The sequence below is a fragment of the Pirellulaceae bacterium genome (assembly GCA_029243025.1).
Lineage (GTDB): Bacteria > Planctomycetota > Planctomycetia > Pirellulales > Pirellulaceae.
Map to the genome: position 1 here is coordinate 398818 of JAQWSU010000045.1, position 16035 is coordinate 414852.

At 52.6% G+C, this 16035-nt stretch carries 10 protein-coding genes; 4 read left to right on the plus strand and 6 right to left on the minus strand.

Going from position 1 to position 16035, the window contains the following annotated elements; genetic code table 11:
• Positions 1-24: 24 nt before the first annotated feature.
• Positions 25-2862: a leucine--tRNA ligase gene (leuS, locus tag P8N76_20495; protein MDG2384064.1), complete on the minus strand. Its 2838-nt coding sequence runs from the start codon at positions 2860-2862 to the stop codon at positions 25-27.
• Between the two features lie 364 nt (positions 2863-3226).
• On the opposite strand from leuS, the gene map reads away from it, so the two are divergent.
• Together map and P8N76_20505 are read left to right on the plus strand one after the other, a co-directional pair.
• Complete coding sequence (gene map / locus P8N76_20500) at positions 3227-4036, plus strand: type I methionyl aminopeptidase (GenBank protein ID MDG2384065.1); 810 nt, start codon at positions 3227-3229, stop codon at positions 4034-4036.
• Between the two features lie 9 nt (positions 4037-4045).
• A complete protein-coding gene (locus P8N76_20505; GenBank protein ID MDG2384066.1) occupies positions 4046-5659 on the plus strand; it encodes a solute:sodium symporter family transporter in 1614 nt (537 codons plus the stop codon).
• A 19-nt stretch (positions 5660-5678) separates the two neighbouring features.
• On the opposite strand, the gene P8N76_20510 is transcribed toward P8N76_20505, so the two are convergent.
• Positions 5679-9011: a DUF4332 domain-containing protein gene (locus tag P8N76_20510; protein ID MDG2384067.1), complete on the minus strand. Its 3333-nt coding sequence runs from the start codon at positions 9009-9011 to the stop codon at positions 5679-5681.
• Between the two features lie 451 nt (positions 9012-9462).
• Between P8N76_20510 and P8N76_20515 the strand changes: the two genes are divergently transcribed.
• Together P8N76_20515 and P8N76_20520 are read left to right on the plus strand one after the other, a co-directional pair.
• Positions 9463-10767, plus strand: coding sequence for an HlyD family efflux transporter periplasmic adaptor subunit (locus P8N76_20515; protein MDG2384068.1), 1305 nt, complete (start codon positions 9463-9465; stop codon positions 10765-10767).
• Between the two features lie 57 nt (positions 10768-10824).
• Positions 10825-12060 (plus strand): terpene cyclase/mutase family protein, encoded by a 1236-nt coding sequence (locus P8N76_20520; GenBank protein ID MDG2384069.1) that lies wholly within the window; start codon positions 10825-10827, stop codon positions 12058-12060.
• A 1-nt stretch (position 12061) separates the two neighbouring features.
• On the opposite strand, the gene P8N76_20525 is transcribed toward P8N76_20520, so the two are convergent.
• From P8N76_20525 to P8N76_20540, 4 genes are all read right to left on the minus strand, one after another.
• The gene (locus P8N76_20525; GenBank protein ID MDG2384070.1) at positions 12062-12427 is read right to left on the minus strand and encodes a hypothetical protein; all 366 of its coding nucleotides are present in this window, start codon (positions 12425-12427) and stop codon (positions 12062-12064) included.
• Positions 12428-12471: 44 nt separating this feature from the next.
• A complete protein-coding gene (locus P8N76_20530) occupies positions 12472-13857 on the minus strand; it encodes an amidohydrolase (protein ID MDG2384071.1) in 1386 nt (461 codons plus the stop codon).
• A 180-nt stretch (positions 13858-14037) separates the two neighbouring features.
• Positions 14038-14658, minus strand: coding sequence for an RdgB/HAM1 family non-canonical purine NTP pyrophosphatase (gene rdgB, locus P8N76_20535; GenBank protein MDG2384072.1), 621 nt, complete (start codon positions 14656-14658; stop codon positions 14038-14040).
• 172 nt (positions 14659-14830) lie between these two features.
• Positions 14831-15970, minus strand: coding sequence for a hypothetical protein (locus P8N76_20540; protein ID MDG2384073.1), 1140 nt, complete (start codon positions 15968-15970; stop codon positions 14831-14833).
• Between the last annotated feature and the right edge of the window lie 65 nt (positions 15971-16035).

Sequence of the window (16035 nt, forward strand, 5' to 3'; positions counted from 1 at the left end):
CACATCTGCTTCCGAGCTAGATCTTCAACGAATGACGAAATTCACTAAACGGCCCGGGATCACGATGACCTTCACAATCTGCTTGCCTTCGAGTTGCTCAACAATTTTTGGATCTGATTTCGCGACTTGTTCCAAATCAGCGGCGGAGCAATCGGCCGGTACCTTCACACGAGCGCGGAGCTTGCCCTTGATTTGAACAGGCACTTCAATCACGTCGTCCACGGTGAGCGAAGGATCAAATTCAGGCCACGGTTCATAGGCTAGCGTCGTCTCGTATCCCAACTGGGACCAAAGTTCTTCGCAAATATGAGGTGCCAAAGGGGCCAGCAACAGCACAAACGACTCCATCGCTTGACGAGGCCGATTGGGCTGCTTATTGAAGAAATTGACGAATTCCATCATGCGCGCGATCGACGTATTGAAGCTGCGGGACGCGAGATCTTCGGTGACCGCCTTGATTGTTTTATGCAGAAACCGGCTCTGATCATCTGTACAGTCGACATCCTGGAGCATCGGGTGGAGCGTATCTGTTTCGGCCCGATCATCAATCATCAGCCGCCAAACCCGATCGAGGAATTTGCGGACGCCGTCGACGCCAGACATGCTCCAAGGTTTGGTCGCCTCCAGAGGCCCCATAAACATTTCATAGAGTCGCAAGGCATCGGCTCCGTACTCCCGCACTATCTCGTCAGGATTGACGACATTTCCGCGACTCTTGGACATCTTGAAGGCCCGAGAATCAATTCGAATTTCCGGGTGATCAGCAAGCACAAATGAGTCACCCTGCTTCTGAACATCCTCGGGAGACACATTAACTGATTGCAAGCCCGCCCCGTCAGAGCTTCGCACCGCCTGCCCGTTCGCAGCGCTTGTCGCATCGCTTGTCGACACCCAGTTTTGCTGCTGATCTTGCCAGCCGGTGTACTCCATTTCGCCAAGAATCATTCCTTGGTTCACCAGTTGTCGGAATGGCTCGGGGGAGGTCACATGGCCTCGATCAAAAAGTACCTGATGCCAAAAACGTGAATAAAGCAAATGCAAAACGGCATGTTCGGCCCCCCCAATGTACAAATCGACGGGCATCCAACGGCGTTCTTTTTCCAAATCGATGAAAGCGTCCGAATTTTCAGGATCGATAAATCGGAGGAAGTACCAACAAGATCCGGCCCATTGAGGCATCGTATTCGTTTCGCGACGATACCGTTTGCCATCGATCACAGGATACAACCAATCGTCATCAGCCTTGGCCAGCGGCGGCTCGGGACGACCATGCGGCTTGTAATCTTCCAGGTGAGGCAAGTCGACTGGCAAATCCGCGACTGGTACCGGTCGCTTCAATCCATTCGGCTTTCCATCCTCATCCAATTCATGCAGGATCGGAAACGGCTCGCCCCAAAAACGCTGTCGGCTGAATAGCCAATCTCGCAGCTTGTAGTTAACGGCCGCCTGTCCAATACTCTGCCCGTTCAAATCCCCAATGATCTGATCTTTGAATGCCTCGGTGGTCAAACCGTCGTATGCCGCTGAGTTGATCGCCGTTCCGACACCGGCAAAAACTTGTTTGCCCCGCAATACTTGCTCGCGGTCGACGTCCGAAGACTCACCAGGATCGACAACGGCAACGATCGGGATTTTGTACTGCGCCGCAAATTCAAAGTCACGTATATCATGGCCAGGCACCGCCATAATGGCGCCAGTTCCGTAGCTAATCAACACGTAATCGGCAATCCAAATCGGGATCTTCTTACCGTTCACTGGATTGATCGCATGCGAGCCTGAAAAGACACCACTCTTGGTTTTGGTCAATTCCGTCCGTTCCAGATCGCTCTTCGACGCAGCAGACTGGCAATAAGCTTGCACAGCATCGGCTTGCTCAGCAGCCGTCAAACGTTCAACAAACGGATGTTCGGGCGCGATCACCATATAGGTAGCGCCATACAACGTATCGGGCCGAGTCGTGTAGACTCGCAGTACATCGTCCGTTGGATCAAGAGGCCATTCAGTCTGCGCGCGGCCCGCCTTCCAAGCGTCGAAATCTTCAGCAGCTCCGATGAAAAAATCGACCTCGGCGCCCGTGCTGCGGCCAATCCAATTTCGTTGCAACGCTTTGATACTTTCGGACCAATTAAGGTCGTCAAGTCCTGACTCCAAGCGGTCTGCGTACGCTGTAATTCGCAGCATCCACTGACGCAGCGGAATTCGTTTCACGGGATGGGAGCCCCGTTCACTCAATCCATCGATAACTTCTTCGTTTGCCAATACGGTTCCCAGCGCGGGGCACCAATTGACCAATGCGTCACTTTGACAGGCCAGACGATGCTCGTCCTGGTATTCACGAACGGCTCGCTCCCCCTGGGCTGCAATCTCAGCCGGTATGGGCAACTCGTCGATCGGCCGACCTTTTTTTTGGTCCGTGTCGAACCAAGTGTCGTAAATGACCAAAAAAATCCATTGCGTCCAACGAAAGTAATCTACATCCGTGGTGGCAATTTCCCGGTCCCAGTCGTAGCTAAAACCGAGCATTTTTAGCTGGCGACGGAAAGTTGCAATGTTTTGTTCGGTCTGTACCCGAGGCGGAGTGTTGGTTTTGATCGCATGCTCTTCGGCCGGCAAACCAAAAGCATCAAATCCCATCGGATGAAGAACGTCATATCCCCGCATGCGGTAAAATCGACTGACAATGTCGGTCGCGGTGTAACCCTCCGGATGCCCCACATGCAAGCCATCACCGCTTGGATAGGGAAACATATCCAATGCATAGAGTTTTTTGTCGCCCGGTAGCTCGGGGGCACGAAACGTCCGATTCGACTCCCAAAAAGACTGCCATTTGGGTTCGATCTGGGCTGGATTGTATCTCGGCATGGGAGTTTCCCCGGACGTGATTGAGAGTCGCGACAAGTGCGAACAGTTCGGCGGTTAAAATCGGCGATTCTACTGTCTCCCGAATAGACAGCAAAGATGTCGCCGGAGAAGCCAAGCCCCAGATATCAAGATTTTGTGCAATTCCATCCTGATCCCGAGCGATCAAGATTATCGTGATTCGCCCAAGAATCTTCCGAACTGCCCATCTTCTTGTTAGAATCGGAGAGGAAGGACTAACGTCGGCGATCGCATTGCTGCCTTTCGATTTGCCCCGTGTGATTCCCACCCTAAATCGGCCCCCGCTTCGGCAATCTGGATGCTCCGCGGTTGGACCTCAACCCCTATTTAGAAACAACCTACTTCCATGCTCTATGGTCACCGAAACCTGATTTTGGCAGAAGTCGAGCGAGATGCGATGCGTCAAGCAGCCGCCTTCAATGCAGAAGTGATGGATTTTGTTCGCCCTCATGTAAAAGAGGGCGTCACGACTGCGGAAATTGATCGACTCGTCCATGACTACACCAGCCAACATGGCCATGATCTCGCCTGCCTGGGCTATCAGGGATATCCGAAGAGCTGCTGTACGAGCATCAACGAAGTCGTTTGTCACGGAATTCCGGACAACTACGCGCTTCAAAGGGGTGACATCGTGAATGTCGACCTCACATCGATCGTGGATGGCTGGTTCGGTGATCAATCGGAAACCTTCTTGATTGGAGAGGTAGCCGAAGAAGCGAAACAAGTCACACAAACCTCGTTTGATTGTCTCTATTTGGCCATCAATGCCATACTCCCCGGATGTCGAGTGGCAGAAATCGGGCGTGAGATCGTCCGACATGCACAAAACGAGGGACTCAGCGTCGTTCGCGAATATGTGGGTCACGGCATTGGTCGCCGATTCCACCAAGACCCCTCCATACCTCATTACCCAAACCGCCAATCATACTCAGACCGACTCGAACCGGGCATGTGTTTTACGATCGAACCGATGATCAATGTGGGAACAAGACACACCCAACTGGATCGTAAAGACGGTTGGACCGTCCGCACAAAAGATGGAAAGCTCTCGGCGCAATTTGAACACACCATCTTGATGACAGAAGATGGGCCAGAAATACTTACACTCACAAAGCTCGGGCCCCAAGCAGGCCATCGGTTCGATTCTCAAGCTTAAGTGAGCGTAATGGCGTTAATTACAATCGGTTCATTTGTCTTCTTCACAGCCCTTGTTGGCTTGCTCACCTACCGATTAACGCGAAAGGACGATCACGAAAGTTCGATCGGTTACTTTCTTGCTGGTCGTCGATTGACCGGCGGATACATTGCCGGCTCGTTGATGTTGACCAATCTGTCAACCGAACAGCTGGTAGGTCTTAACGGTGCAGCCTTTACGGACGGCATTTCCGTGATGGCCTGGGAGGTTCTCGCCGGTCTCTCTTTGGTGGCGATGGGATTGTTCTTTTTGCCCCGTTATCTCAAAGGTGGGATTGCCACGATCCCTGAATTGCTGGAGGACCGATTCGATAAAACCACGCGGCTAATCACATCCTTGATTTTCCTCGTGGCTTACACCTGTATTCTGCTTCCCATCTTGCTCTATACCGGAGCCGTAGGACTTTCTGGCATCCTGGACGTCCAATCATTACTGGGCATTGGGTCGGAACAAACCATCCTCTGGGTCGTCGTTTGGATGGTTGGCATCATCGGTTCCATCTACGCAATTTTTGGGGGTCTTCGTACGGTCGCCGTATCCGACACCATTAATGGGTTTGGTCTGTTCGCGGGCGGTGTGTTGATAACGTTCCTCGGTCTCCAAGCAGTGAGCGGAGGCGAAGGCTGGTTAGAAGGCTGGCGAATTCTGCGAGAAAGCAACCCCGAAAAATTCAACTCCATCGGCAGTGCGAAGCAATCCGTGCCGTTTTCGACGCTCTTCACAGGCGTCATCATCATCAACCTGTTTTATTGGTGTACCAATCAGCAGATCATTCAGCGAGCACTTGGAGCCAGCAGTCTGGCCGAGGGACAGCGAGGTGTGATGGTCGCATCGGTGCTCAAACTGTTAGCCCCCATCATTCTGGTCATTCCCGGCATCATCGCCTTTCACCTGTTTGCAGCGGACGGCATTCACCAAGACCAAGCGTATGGTGCGTTGGTGCGAGAAGTGCTGCCCGGGTGGATGCGGGGATTCTTTGCTGCGGTCGTCGTGGGCGCCATCTTAAGCTCATTCAATTCCGCCTTGAACAGCACCGCTACTCTCTTTAGTTTGGGAATCTACAAGGCTCAATTGAATCCGAATGCGAGCCAAGCCCAGGTCATTCGCTCGGGCAAGATCTGCGGCACAGTACTGGCCGTTACGGCCATGTCGACGGCCCCGTTACTTTACGGACAAGACAGTATCTTTGGATACTTGCAAAAGATGAATGCACTTTACTTCATTCCCATCTTTTCCGTGGTGATCATCGGATTGACCACGCGACGCGTTCCGGCGGCAGCCGCATCGACGGCCTTGATTCTTGGCTGCGTGCTGATCGCACTGGGCTATTTCGTACCGAGCTTCGCTGGGTTGCTCAAACCGATCGGCGACTTTCACTTCGTCGGTGGAGTGTTTCTGCTGTTGATCGTGATGATGCTCGCATGGGGCGCCATCACCCCCCGCTCGACACCGTACGAGCAACAGTATACCGGGGATGTTGACCTGACCCCCTGGCGTTGGGCCAAACCGATGGCCGCCATGATTGTCGTGATCGTTTTGTTTGTCTACGCCTATTTTGCCGACTTTTCCATCCTGTCCCAATAACGACCGGACGGATTCCCAATCAAGCGGACTGCAACTCACGGGCACTCTCCGCCCATTGAATCCAGGCAGTGACTTCTGCCAGATCAGGTCGTTTACCGTTTCGCATAATGCGTTTTCCTTCACTGGTTCGAATAAATCGCTTGACTTTATCGTGCAACTCATCGGCGAGTGAGGAGGCCAATTGACGCGGGGTGGTGATGCCGCAGGCGACGAGAATTTGCGCGTCATGTCCACGCAAGTTGGGAATCCGACAAACTAATTGCGTCTGCAATTGCCATTCGCGGATCAGTTTTGACGTAATCCGCCGATAATCAATTTGATCTGCAACCTTGTCAGGGTCTTTATCGAGTAATTCGGCAACGGTGTGGACATCAACGGCTTGGAATCGTTCGGCCGTTTTCGGACCAATCGATGGTGCATCGACGATTGGATCTGACAGTTCGAGGAAAAACCGCATCGGTGCCTCGCGCGATGGCGTTTCCGCAATTGGCTGAGCAACGACACGCGACCGCGTTGACCTTGGCTTGCTGGACTCGGATCGCGGAGCAACCTTTGGTGCAGAAATCCTTGGTGGGATAGCACGCGTCATCACGGTTCGATTGCGACGATAGCGGGATTGACGGGCGGCTTGAATCCACCGAGACAGCCGCGATCGCTCGTAACGAGAAATCGCCCCAAATCGATTCCGGTGCTCCGCACTGACCAAACACTGCTCAATCCGACGATGCAATTCAGACACATCAATGTAGGAGAGTTCCTGGGGATCATCGACCCCGCACACGACCAACAACGTGGCGTCATTGGCACTTAAACCCACGTAGCACTGCATCGTCACAATGGATTGCCAGTAATTCACTGACGGCGCCGTGATGCCGGTACCGGCCAACAGTTGTTCGGCCCGTTCAGGATCTAACTCAAGAAAGCTGCGAACGACTTCGACTTCAATCTCTTGGAGCCGCGTGACAAAGGTGGCGTCCAAGCCTTCGACTTGCGTTAACAGCGTATCGTCGGAAACATTTCGTTCGCTTCGCACAAGGCTTTCACTGTCAGCATACTCGGCGCGAGCCCGGCGACTGGCATCCCATTGCTGGACCCAGTCATAGGTATGATCTCGTCGATTCCCTTGCGGTGGTTGCGGATAGGATTCAGCCATTCGACTTGGAATCCGATCTAATTGCAGAGCATCGCGACGGGGAGAAGTTTCCACGCTGCTTTCTCGTTGCTGCAATTTGAAACGACGGCCCCGCATGTTGGGAAAGAGCTGCAACACATGCTCATGCCGTGTAAACAAAATCGTCTGATGACCACGACTGGAAAATTCTTCCAACACTTCCGCAGTGGATTGCGCGCGGGAGGAATCGATATTCACAAACAGGTCATTCAGTAGTACAGGCAGCACCACGCCACGTTGATGGTAGGCGGCCACAAGCGCTAAACTGAGGCTCAAATAGGTCTGGTCCCGCGTACCGCGGCTGAGTTCGCCGTAACGAAACGGTTTGGAATCCGCGTCATCGATCCAAACCTCATGCGACTCATTAATACGAATCCGACGAAAAGCACCGCCGGTCATTCGCTGCAATAGGACTGACGCATCACGTATAATCGCGGACGGACCAAGCGTCGCTTTTAGCTGTTCAATTTCGCGATACAAAGCATTATCACGATCTCGCAGTTGCCGACGCTCCTCAGCTCGGCAAATGCGATCCTCAACATTAGCAAGGTCGTGACGCAACGACTCAAGACGACGATGCTCCTCAATTTGCTCCCGACTCGCCAGCAGCAACTCAAGACGCCTTTCGAGTGTATTCATTTCCGCTTGCAGATTTTGAACGCGTGTACCGAGAAAGTCGCGGCGCTTAACAAGGTGATTCAATCGAGTCTCAAGCACGAAATCTGTCGTCAGTCGCCGATTGAAAGCGGTCGATCCATCGCTGACGGCAGCCTGACCGCTCATCGTCTCGCTGATCTCATACCAAGGTCGAATCACACTGTCACCAATATAGTCAGTCCACTGAGCTGATCCTTGCGGTGGTGCCAATTCCCCGCTCATTAACGAATCACGTCGTTGCCCCAGTTCCTGAATCAGGTCGGTTAACTCGGACTCGCAACGACGCAAGCTTTGTCGTTCTCGAGCATGGTCCTGATAGCGAGCCGCAGTCTTTTGACGCTGCACTTCACTATGTAAATGTTGAACATCATCGCGCATCGTTTGCAACGCAGCGCCAAGAATAGACTTCATGTAATCTCTGGCCGCCACGTGATCCTCGAATTCGTCTGGCAAGGACAAATCACTCACATCCTGTTCGATGTCGTCAATCTGGAATCCAAGCGTCCTCAAGAACAGCTTCAAGTCGGCTTCGTCGCGTCCGGACGTCGAGCGAGCCTGTGTCTCCCACTCCGACATGCGAGCCTGCAATCCTTCGAGGCGTTCACGAATTGCCTGCAAGACGTTGTGCCACTGCTGAATTTGATCGTCGATTTCTGAAACTTCACGCCGTCCGGATTCAATCGTTTCCTCCCGCAGCTTCGCGGCTTCCCGAGAAGCTTCCTCAATCTGTCGTCGACGCAACTCGATTTTATCTTCCGCTCGCCTCAAACTCGCCTCGACCTCGACCAATTGAGCCCGACGTCGCGACATATTTCCCTTAATCTGATTTGCCTCAGTATCGATCTCGGCAAAACGTTCCAGTCTGCGACGTTCAAAGGCTTCTATCTCTCGCTGGATCTCTTCGCGCCGACTCGACAACATCGGCAAACCTTCTTCCGATTCTGGCATCCCTTGATAAGTGCGCTGAACATCAGCAAGCTGTAAATCAAGCTCTTTCAGACGTCGGATCTGATTTTGATCGTAAGTCAACTCAAAGCCGCGTTCCGCGGCGATTTTAACCGTCCTGTCAATCGCGGGCGGCTGATTAAAACCAAATGAAAAGAGGTGCGCGTACTCGTCGAGATCCACCCCCGTCAATCGCGTCTGTTCGTAATCGACGAAATCACCGGTCGCCCGTGAAATGGAAACGTGGCCGCCCGTCGACCCATCGTCTCGCCGTGTCACGACTCGCACTTGTTGGTCACCATCGACAATCCGCAATGATCCAGCAGCCTGTGTCGTGGAGGGGGCCCGATAACGCCGGCTCACTTCATCGTCATTGCCATACAACACCCAACGAACAAAATTGATGATCGTTGTCTTCCCGGACCCATTTGGACCGTACACCACGTTCAGCTGCTGCGACAAGTCGTCGAGTTGCAGATTGGATCGAGCACCAAATCGTTCGATGTTGAGGAACGCAAGCTTCACCGGAAAACTCCTAAAGTTAGAAAACCGAACATCCCTGCTTGGAGTCGACGACATTGTCGAGTTCCGTGAAAATAACGAATCCTGCCCCGTGCGCGAACACGAATCCCGCATTGCGATGCTAGCTGAAGCGCCGCCCGAATGGCTATTCTCTACCACGCTCAAATTGCCACAGCCACGCTCAAATTGCCACAGCACGCTCGAATTGCCACAGCGAAGCGTTGAAATCATCGCTCCAGTCAGCCGGAACGCGCCTGGCAAGCAAAAGTTCGGAGCATGCGAAAGCGATCAAATCACGAAAACAGACCGAATCTCTGCAACATTGCACGGCGCAACCAATAACGCCTGATTGACCGGTCGGGAAACAAACGGGCTTTCGCCACTCGATCGCGGAGTTGCTTGACCCACGATATTGGCTGGAGTAGTCTCCAAGCAGAGAAGGGTAAGATTCTTTTGACCCAATTAATTCTGCCCTCGCCCACCCTTTTAACCTACCCGAGAAACAACCATGATTTTTTTGCTCAAGTTGCTGGGCTTCGGCTCTCTCCTTTTCTGCCTCCACTGGGGCTCCCTTGCCCCCGCGCAAGAAGCCAAATCACCAAGTGACAATCAAAAGCAGAAGGACGGGCAGACGGCAAACACACAAGATTCAAAGCCAACGGACGAGGTTGAGCTCAAAGGCATTTTCGAGGCGGCGAAGAGTTCACCCATTATGTTGGCACCGAAAGAGTGGGCAACGTTGACACTTGATGAAGCCGTCGCGCACGGAACAACGGTCGACAAGGGAGATGTTCTCTTGAGCCTCGATACGGACAAGATCGACGAAGCAATCGATGATGCCAAAGGGGAATTGCAAACAGAGACACTGGCACTTGAGAATGCCGAAATTCAATTTAATCTTTTGCGCCGCACAAGCGCCATGTCGCTTGCGGACGTGATCGCCGCCGAAAAACTTGCCAGTGAAGATCTGAAGGAATTCATCACGACGGGCCGCGACCGCCGAGTCACATCGGCTGAGCGAAGTGTTGAGTCAGCTCGCAACAGTCTGGCCTACCAGACCGAAGAGTTGCGGCAACTGAAAAAGATGTATCAGGCCGATGACCTGACCGAAGACACGGAAGAAATCATTTTGAAGCGCACCCGGGATGCTGTTGATCGAGCCGAATACTTTCTTGATACAGCAACCGATTCGAAACGTCGCAGCCTTGCTTACACCATCCCTCGATCCGAGGAAGAATTAAAGACCGCTTTAAAGCGAGCCACTTTGGCTTTGGACGAAGCACAGCGTACGACGCCCAACTCGCTAAAACAAAAGAAGCTTGCCCTCGACAAACAGCGACAGGCCCTCGACAAACAGCGGAAAAAAATCGCTCGACTTCGCACTGACCGAAAAATGCTAAAAATAAGATCTCCGCGCGCTGGCGTCATTTATTTTGGCAGCAGTAAGCGGGGAAAATGGACCGATTCAGAAACGATCTCGGCGATGCTGCAGCCTGGAAATGCGGTCAAAGCGAAATCCATTTTAATGACGGTCGTGGAACTCGAACCACTCACCGTGCACGTAACGGTTCCAGAAAGTTCGCTGAGATTTGTGCAACCTGGCGTGGTTGCGGAAATCCAACCGATTGCGTACCCCGATCGAAAACTTCCAGGAAAAGTTCAGCGTGTTTCGCCAATTCCAATTTCGGACGGAATTTTTGACGCAATCCTAACTGTCGACCAGAAAGACGGGTTGGCCCCAATTGTTCCAGGCATGAAGGCCGAGGTGAAGATCAAGAAATCCAAATCCCCGCAGTCGAGTGGCAATGAATAAAATCCTTGTCTCGACATTGTTTGGTACATTTCTTTAACGCTCCACCTTGAGTCCGTCATGAACAAGCTCGTTTTTGCGTTCACATTTTGCCTCGTCATGTCGACCACCGTTTTGTGGGCAGATGACCTTCAATCAACTACCAGTAAATGGTTACTGGATGTCCCCAAGCCCAAAGCGGTCGACCCTCCCTCCGACGAAATGATTCAGGCGAGCATTGATCGTGGCCTGGACTTTTTGATCAGGCATCAAAACGAGAACGGAAGTTGGGGTTCCGCAACCAATACCAAAGGGCTGAACATCTACGCCCCAATCCCAGGTGCACACCACGCCTTTCGGGCAGCAGTCACCGGACTCTGTCTCTCGGCACTGATCGAATCAGGGGATCGCCGCGTTGAGATCGTCGAAGCGATTGAAAAAGCAGAACGTTGGAATGAAGAGTGGCTCCCAAAAGTACGCCGAGCCGAGCCGACAGCCATTTACAACGTTTGGGCACATGCTTACGCCATCCGTGGCTTGGTGGACCTTCATGCCTTTCACAAAGAAAAACCGCGGCGACAAGAACGAATCATCCAGCTGATTCGACAGCAAGCCGACCGCCTCGAGCGATACGAAGGCATCGACGGCGGTTGGGGCTACTATGACTTTGGTGCACAAACCCAAAAACCAAACGTCGAACCAACCAGCTTCACAACAGCGACCGTCTTGATCGCCTTGCACGAGGCAAAACAATTAGGAGTCGATTTTCCAGAGCGTCAAATCAAGCGAGCCGTCAACAGTTTAATCCGACAGCAAAAGCCAGACTTCAGTTACTACTATTCGGACAATGGACCGACGAAGAATCGGCCCATGTGGCTAATCAATCGCCCAGGTGGCAGTCTAGGAAGATCGCAGGCGTGTAATTTGGCATTGAAAATTTGGGGAAGTGACAAGATCACCGATCAAGTCATCGAGGCTTGGCTTGACCGGTTGTTTTCGCGGAATCTCTGGCTCGACATCGGTCGCAAGCGGCCCATCCCGCACGAATCGCACTTTCTAGTCGCCGGCTACTTCTTTTATTACGGTCACTTCTATGCCGCGGGCTGCATCGAAATGCTTCCGGAAAAATCACGGCCGCCACACAAAGCTCAACTCTCAACAATCATCTTGCGACTTCAAGAAAAAGATGGGAGTTGGTGGGACTACCCCTTCTACAACTATCACCAACAATATGGAACCGCCATGTCAATCATGACATTGCTGGGTTGCCAAAGTGAACCGCGTCCGGGAGTCGGATTCTCGCTATTCAGCGACTAAATCACCGCAGCGAGTCGTCCTCAAGGGGATCGGTTTGCAAGAGAATCCCGCGAATCATAAAGGCGAACGTCCCGAACAATGCCGAAGTCAAGATGATCGAAATCGTCAAGCATTGAACAAAGTAATCTCGCAGCAGCACCAAACCGGGAGGCTGTTCGCTTGCGGGAACGCGACGTTGAACGGGTCCGCCCCCCGCGACAGAATCTGAAATCGCATCTCGAAATTCTTGCCATTCGCCCTGGGCAACCGTGTTGGAGTATGTGTCTTCCGTCCAGCGGCGCATCACAAAAAAACCCCACACGACACCGCTAATTAAAAGCATGTAGAGAACAACTAAGCCGAGATTAACGACCGTGGCTCGATTCAATTCACTGTTCCTTTGCGATCCTTTGTGGCTTCGGTCGACGCCCGTTAACGACTGGCGTCGACAGCTTGCCCCGACTTCAAAAGTTCTAAGGCTAATTCCGTCGTCGCCGTAATCGCCGTGGCAAGGGTTAACTCCGCATCCGGGTAAAACTTTGAGGAGTGCAACGAGGGTGGCACTTGGCCCAATTGCTGGTAACGGTCAAGTCGTCGTTGCTCGACCGTCCCCAGCCGAAACATCAAGATCGGGACCCCTTCCCGACCATACCGGCTGAAATCTTCCCCGCCCATCGACTGCTCCGCCTGCTCGACTCGCTCGGCTCCAAACACTCGCTGAAAAACTATCCCAGCCTGATTCGCCAGATCCTCATCGTTAAACAAAGCAGGCGTACCTTCGCTGATCTTAATCTCAGGTTCCGGAGCTTTAAACTCCATCGCAACTGTACGCGTCTTGCGTTTAATCCCCTCGAGCAACAGCTTGCGTACATGATCAGAGTAGCTGCGAACGGTAATCTGCAAATGGCAATTATCACCAATCACATTGTGCTTCGTTCCCCCGTGGATTGAGCCCACGGTAATCACCGCCGGTTCCGTAGGGGGCACCTCGCGACTGACAATCGTCTGCAAGGCTAACACGAGTTGCGCCGCTTGGACAATCGGGTCGACGGTTGTTTGCGGATACGCACCATGCCCTCCCCTGCCCTTCACTGTGATGTCGACGCTGTCGACGTTAGCAAGTGCAAATCCTGCCCGGTAACCCACTTTGCCTGCCGCCATGGCTGCATCAACGTGCAGCGCAACCGCAAAGTCCGGACGAGGAAAACGAGTAAACAGGCCATCTTCAAGCATCGCTTTCGCACCCGCACCCCGCTCCTCCGCCGGTTGCCCGATAAACATCACTGTGCCACTCCAAACGTTGCGATGCTGAGCCAGGTACTGTGCCACACCAATCAGATTCGTGAGATGAACATCATGACCGCAGGCATGCATCACACCGACGTCATCACCCGTTTGGTTAACCGCACGAAGCTTGGACGCGTAAACCAATTGTGTTTGTTCGGTCACGGGCAATCCATCCAAATCCGTTCGCAACATGAGCGTCGGTCCAACACCATTCCGCAGAATCCCCACGACACCATGTCCGCCGACACCCGTCGTGACTTGGGCGCCGAGTCGCGTCAACTCCTTCGCCAGTCTTGCGGCCGTCTTTTTTTCCTTGAACGAGAGCTCGGGATTTGCGTGAAAATGGCGGTAAATCTCCACGAAATCCGGGAGCTGTTTTGCCGTCCATTGCGCCACATCATCCGCAACGAGTGGGGTGGGAATTGCAGTAACCAAAAACAAAGTTATCAAAACGGTAAAGTTCGATCGTTGACTCGGCATCAGCTCATTCCCGTCTAGTAAAAAACTAAATTCAAAACGCAACTTTCTCATCAACGTAGCCATTTACAAACCGTGCACAGCGGACTATATTTCGTGCCTCATCCTTCATGGTTTCATTTTAGCGGGTGGCGGTTTTTGAGCGCACATCCGCTATTATTTTGCGCTATTATTATCCGCTCCGTTTTTCGGAGAGCAGGCGGAATCGGCTGGCGAATTTGAGATTTCGCTGGCTCAGCCAATGAATTCGGCCCGCAAGAGCTGCACCAACTGCGGCACGAATTGTCGCATTGCCCGAGCCCGATGACTGAGAACCGATTTAACCGCACTCCCTAGCTGGCCAAATGTGCGGTGATATTCGACCAGTTCGAAGAGCGGGTCGTAGCCAAATCCCGCATCACCAGCAGGCTGCACGCGAATGCGGCCACGACAGATTTCCTCACACGTCAATCGGATCTGACCGCTCGGATCCGACACAGCGACGTGACATGTGTAATGGGCCGACCGTCGCTCAAGAGGCACTTCGGCCAATTCGAGTAAGAGTCGATCATTGTTGGATCGATCGGTTGCACTCTCGCCTGCGAAGCGCGCCGAAAATATGCCGGGAGCACCGTTCAAAGCATTCACAGAAAGACCACTGTCTTCACCAATCACCCACTGCTGGAGATGAACGGCCTGCTGAGTCGCTTTGAGCGCAGCGTTGGCCTCAAAGGAGTCGCCATCTTCGACCACTTCAATTGAATTGGGGAAATCGGCCAATGTGCTTAAGTGCACGCCACGCGGCACTAAGAACTCGTGAAGCTCAGCGCCCTTCTTGACGTTATGGGTCCCCAATACGATCGTCGGCTGTGTCATTGTCCTTGCGTTCTACCCTCCCAATATTTCTGTCTGACTGGGAGCATCGCGGGCAGACTCAGGCGAGAAAAATAGGCTGGCTAGCAAACCAGCAAGACGAAAGTAGGCACACTGGTCTCCCACAAGTTCAAAAGTGTTATGCCCCCTGGTGCGAGAGACAATTGATACAGATTTAGTGTTTGCGAACATAGTCGGTGGCAATCGATCGCTTCGGTACTTCAACCGGCCAAGGCTGAACATCAAAGGGGATGCCTTCGATGGCACGTGGTTGCAATCCCGCGAGTGCCTGTCCTGAGTTGCCCACCACCGGTTGATGAACCGGTCCATAGGCTTTGATCACTTTCAAAACTTCAGGATTCATTTCTTGCTTTCCATCAGCACGAGGACGCCCGACCCAAGCGAATTCACCAACGGTCACATAACTTTCGTGAATATCGTGAAACTCGTAGGCCTCGATGCCCTTTTTGCGTAGCAAAGCGGTCAACTTGTTCGCTTGAATTGCCGCCTCTTCTAAGCGACTCTTCATCTTCTTGTTGCCTTTTTGAATATCCTGAACCTTACGTTGATCGATGACAACGTTTCCTCGGAAGGTCGCCACACGGACGGTGTAAGGTTGCGAGCAGTCGAGCAGACTGTGCTTCACGTTCTTATTCATTTTCAGAACAAGACTGTCGATTCCCTTAGGAGCGAAATACTCACGTGGAATTCTTGGATTTGGAACAGCAAAAGCGCTTCCCATTGGTCCTTTCTTGCGTTTCTCTTCGTTCCGGTTCACCTTTTTGTGAAACTCGCGCAGTTTGGCAAAGCGACGAGTCGTCTGCTCAGGCCGTTTCGAAAGGCATTCGGGATTTGCCAGTTTGATCTTCTTCAGGGTCTTCTGCAAATCGGGATCACTAACAGACTCGAAGTCGCCGACAAGTACTGCGTATTCATCTAGCACACCTTCCTTGTCATACTTCATCCGTTTTGGAGAACGATCCGGATTAATACCAATTCCATCCATCTTTTCGGTGAAATCGAAACTTTTCGCATGCATGTAGGCTGGTATTTTATAGGTTTTGCGCAGCTCCAACACCAATTGCTTCGCTTCTCTGGCAGCTCCGTCCCCAGCAAAGGAAGCAGCAAAAATCAGCCACGGACCGCTCTTTTCCGAAAGCTGATATTCCTTATTCGGATCTGCTTCGACGCGCCGAAAGGCGATTAGGTGCCAGGGCGGCTTCGCGGCACTTGGCCAACAGAGCGTCAGACTAAAAAGCACTGCGAAACAGCAGGACTTGGCGAACCAGGACTTGGCGAACAATGACCTGTGCATGCACAAAACTCCTCGACCTCACCATCGATTGATTCAAGAGCAGAACTTCATCCCCTTCGAACGCG

Coding starts and splice junctions, on each gene's coding strand:
- P8N76_20520 (MDG2384069.1), top strand. CDS start 10,825: ATGAACAAGCTCGTTTTTGCGTTCACATTTTGCCTCGTCATGTCGACC.
- P8N76_20515 (MDG2384068.1), top strand. CDS start 9,463: ATGATTTTTTTGCTCAAGTTGCTGGGCTTCGGCTCTCTCCTTTTCTGC.
- leuS (MDG2384064.1), bottom strand. CDS start 2,862: ATGCCGAGATACAATCCAGCCCAGATCGAACCCAAATGGCAGTCTTTT.
- P8N76_20530 (MDG2384071.1), bottom strand. CDS start 13,857: ATGAGAAAGTTGCGTTTTGAATTTAGTTTTTTACTAGACGGGAATGAG.
- P8N76_20510 (MDG2384067.1), bottom strand. CDS start 9,011: ATGTCGTCGACTCCAAGCAGGGATGTTCGGTTTTCTAACTTTAGGAGT.
- P8N76_20505 (MDG2384066.1), top strand. CDS start 4,046: ATGGCGTTAATTACAATCGGTTCATTTGTCTTCTTCACAGCCCTTGTT.
- rdgB (MDG2384072.1), bottom strand. CDS start 14,658: ATGACACAGCCGACGATCGTATTGGGGACCCATAACGTCAAGAAGGGC.
- map (MDG2384065.1), top strand. CDS start 3,227: ATGCTCTATGGTCACCGAAACCTGATTTTGGCAGAAGTCGAGCGAGAT.
- P8N76_20540 (MDG2384073.1), bottom strand. CDS start 15,970: ATGCACAGGTCATTGTTCGCCAAGTCCTGGTTCGCCAAGTCCTGCTGT.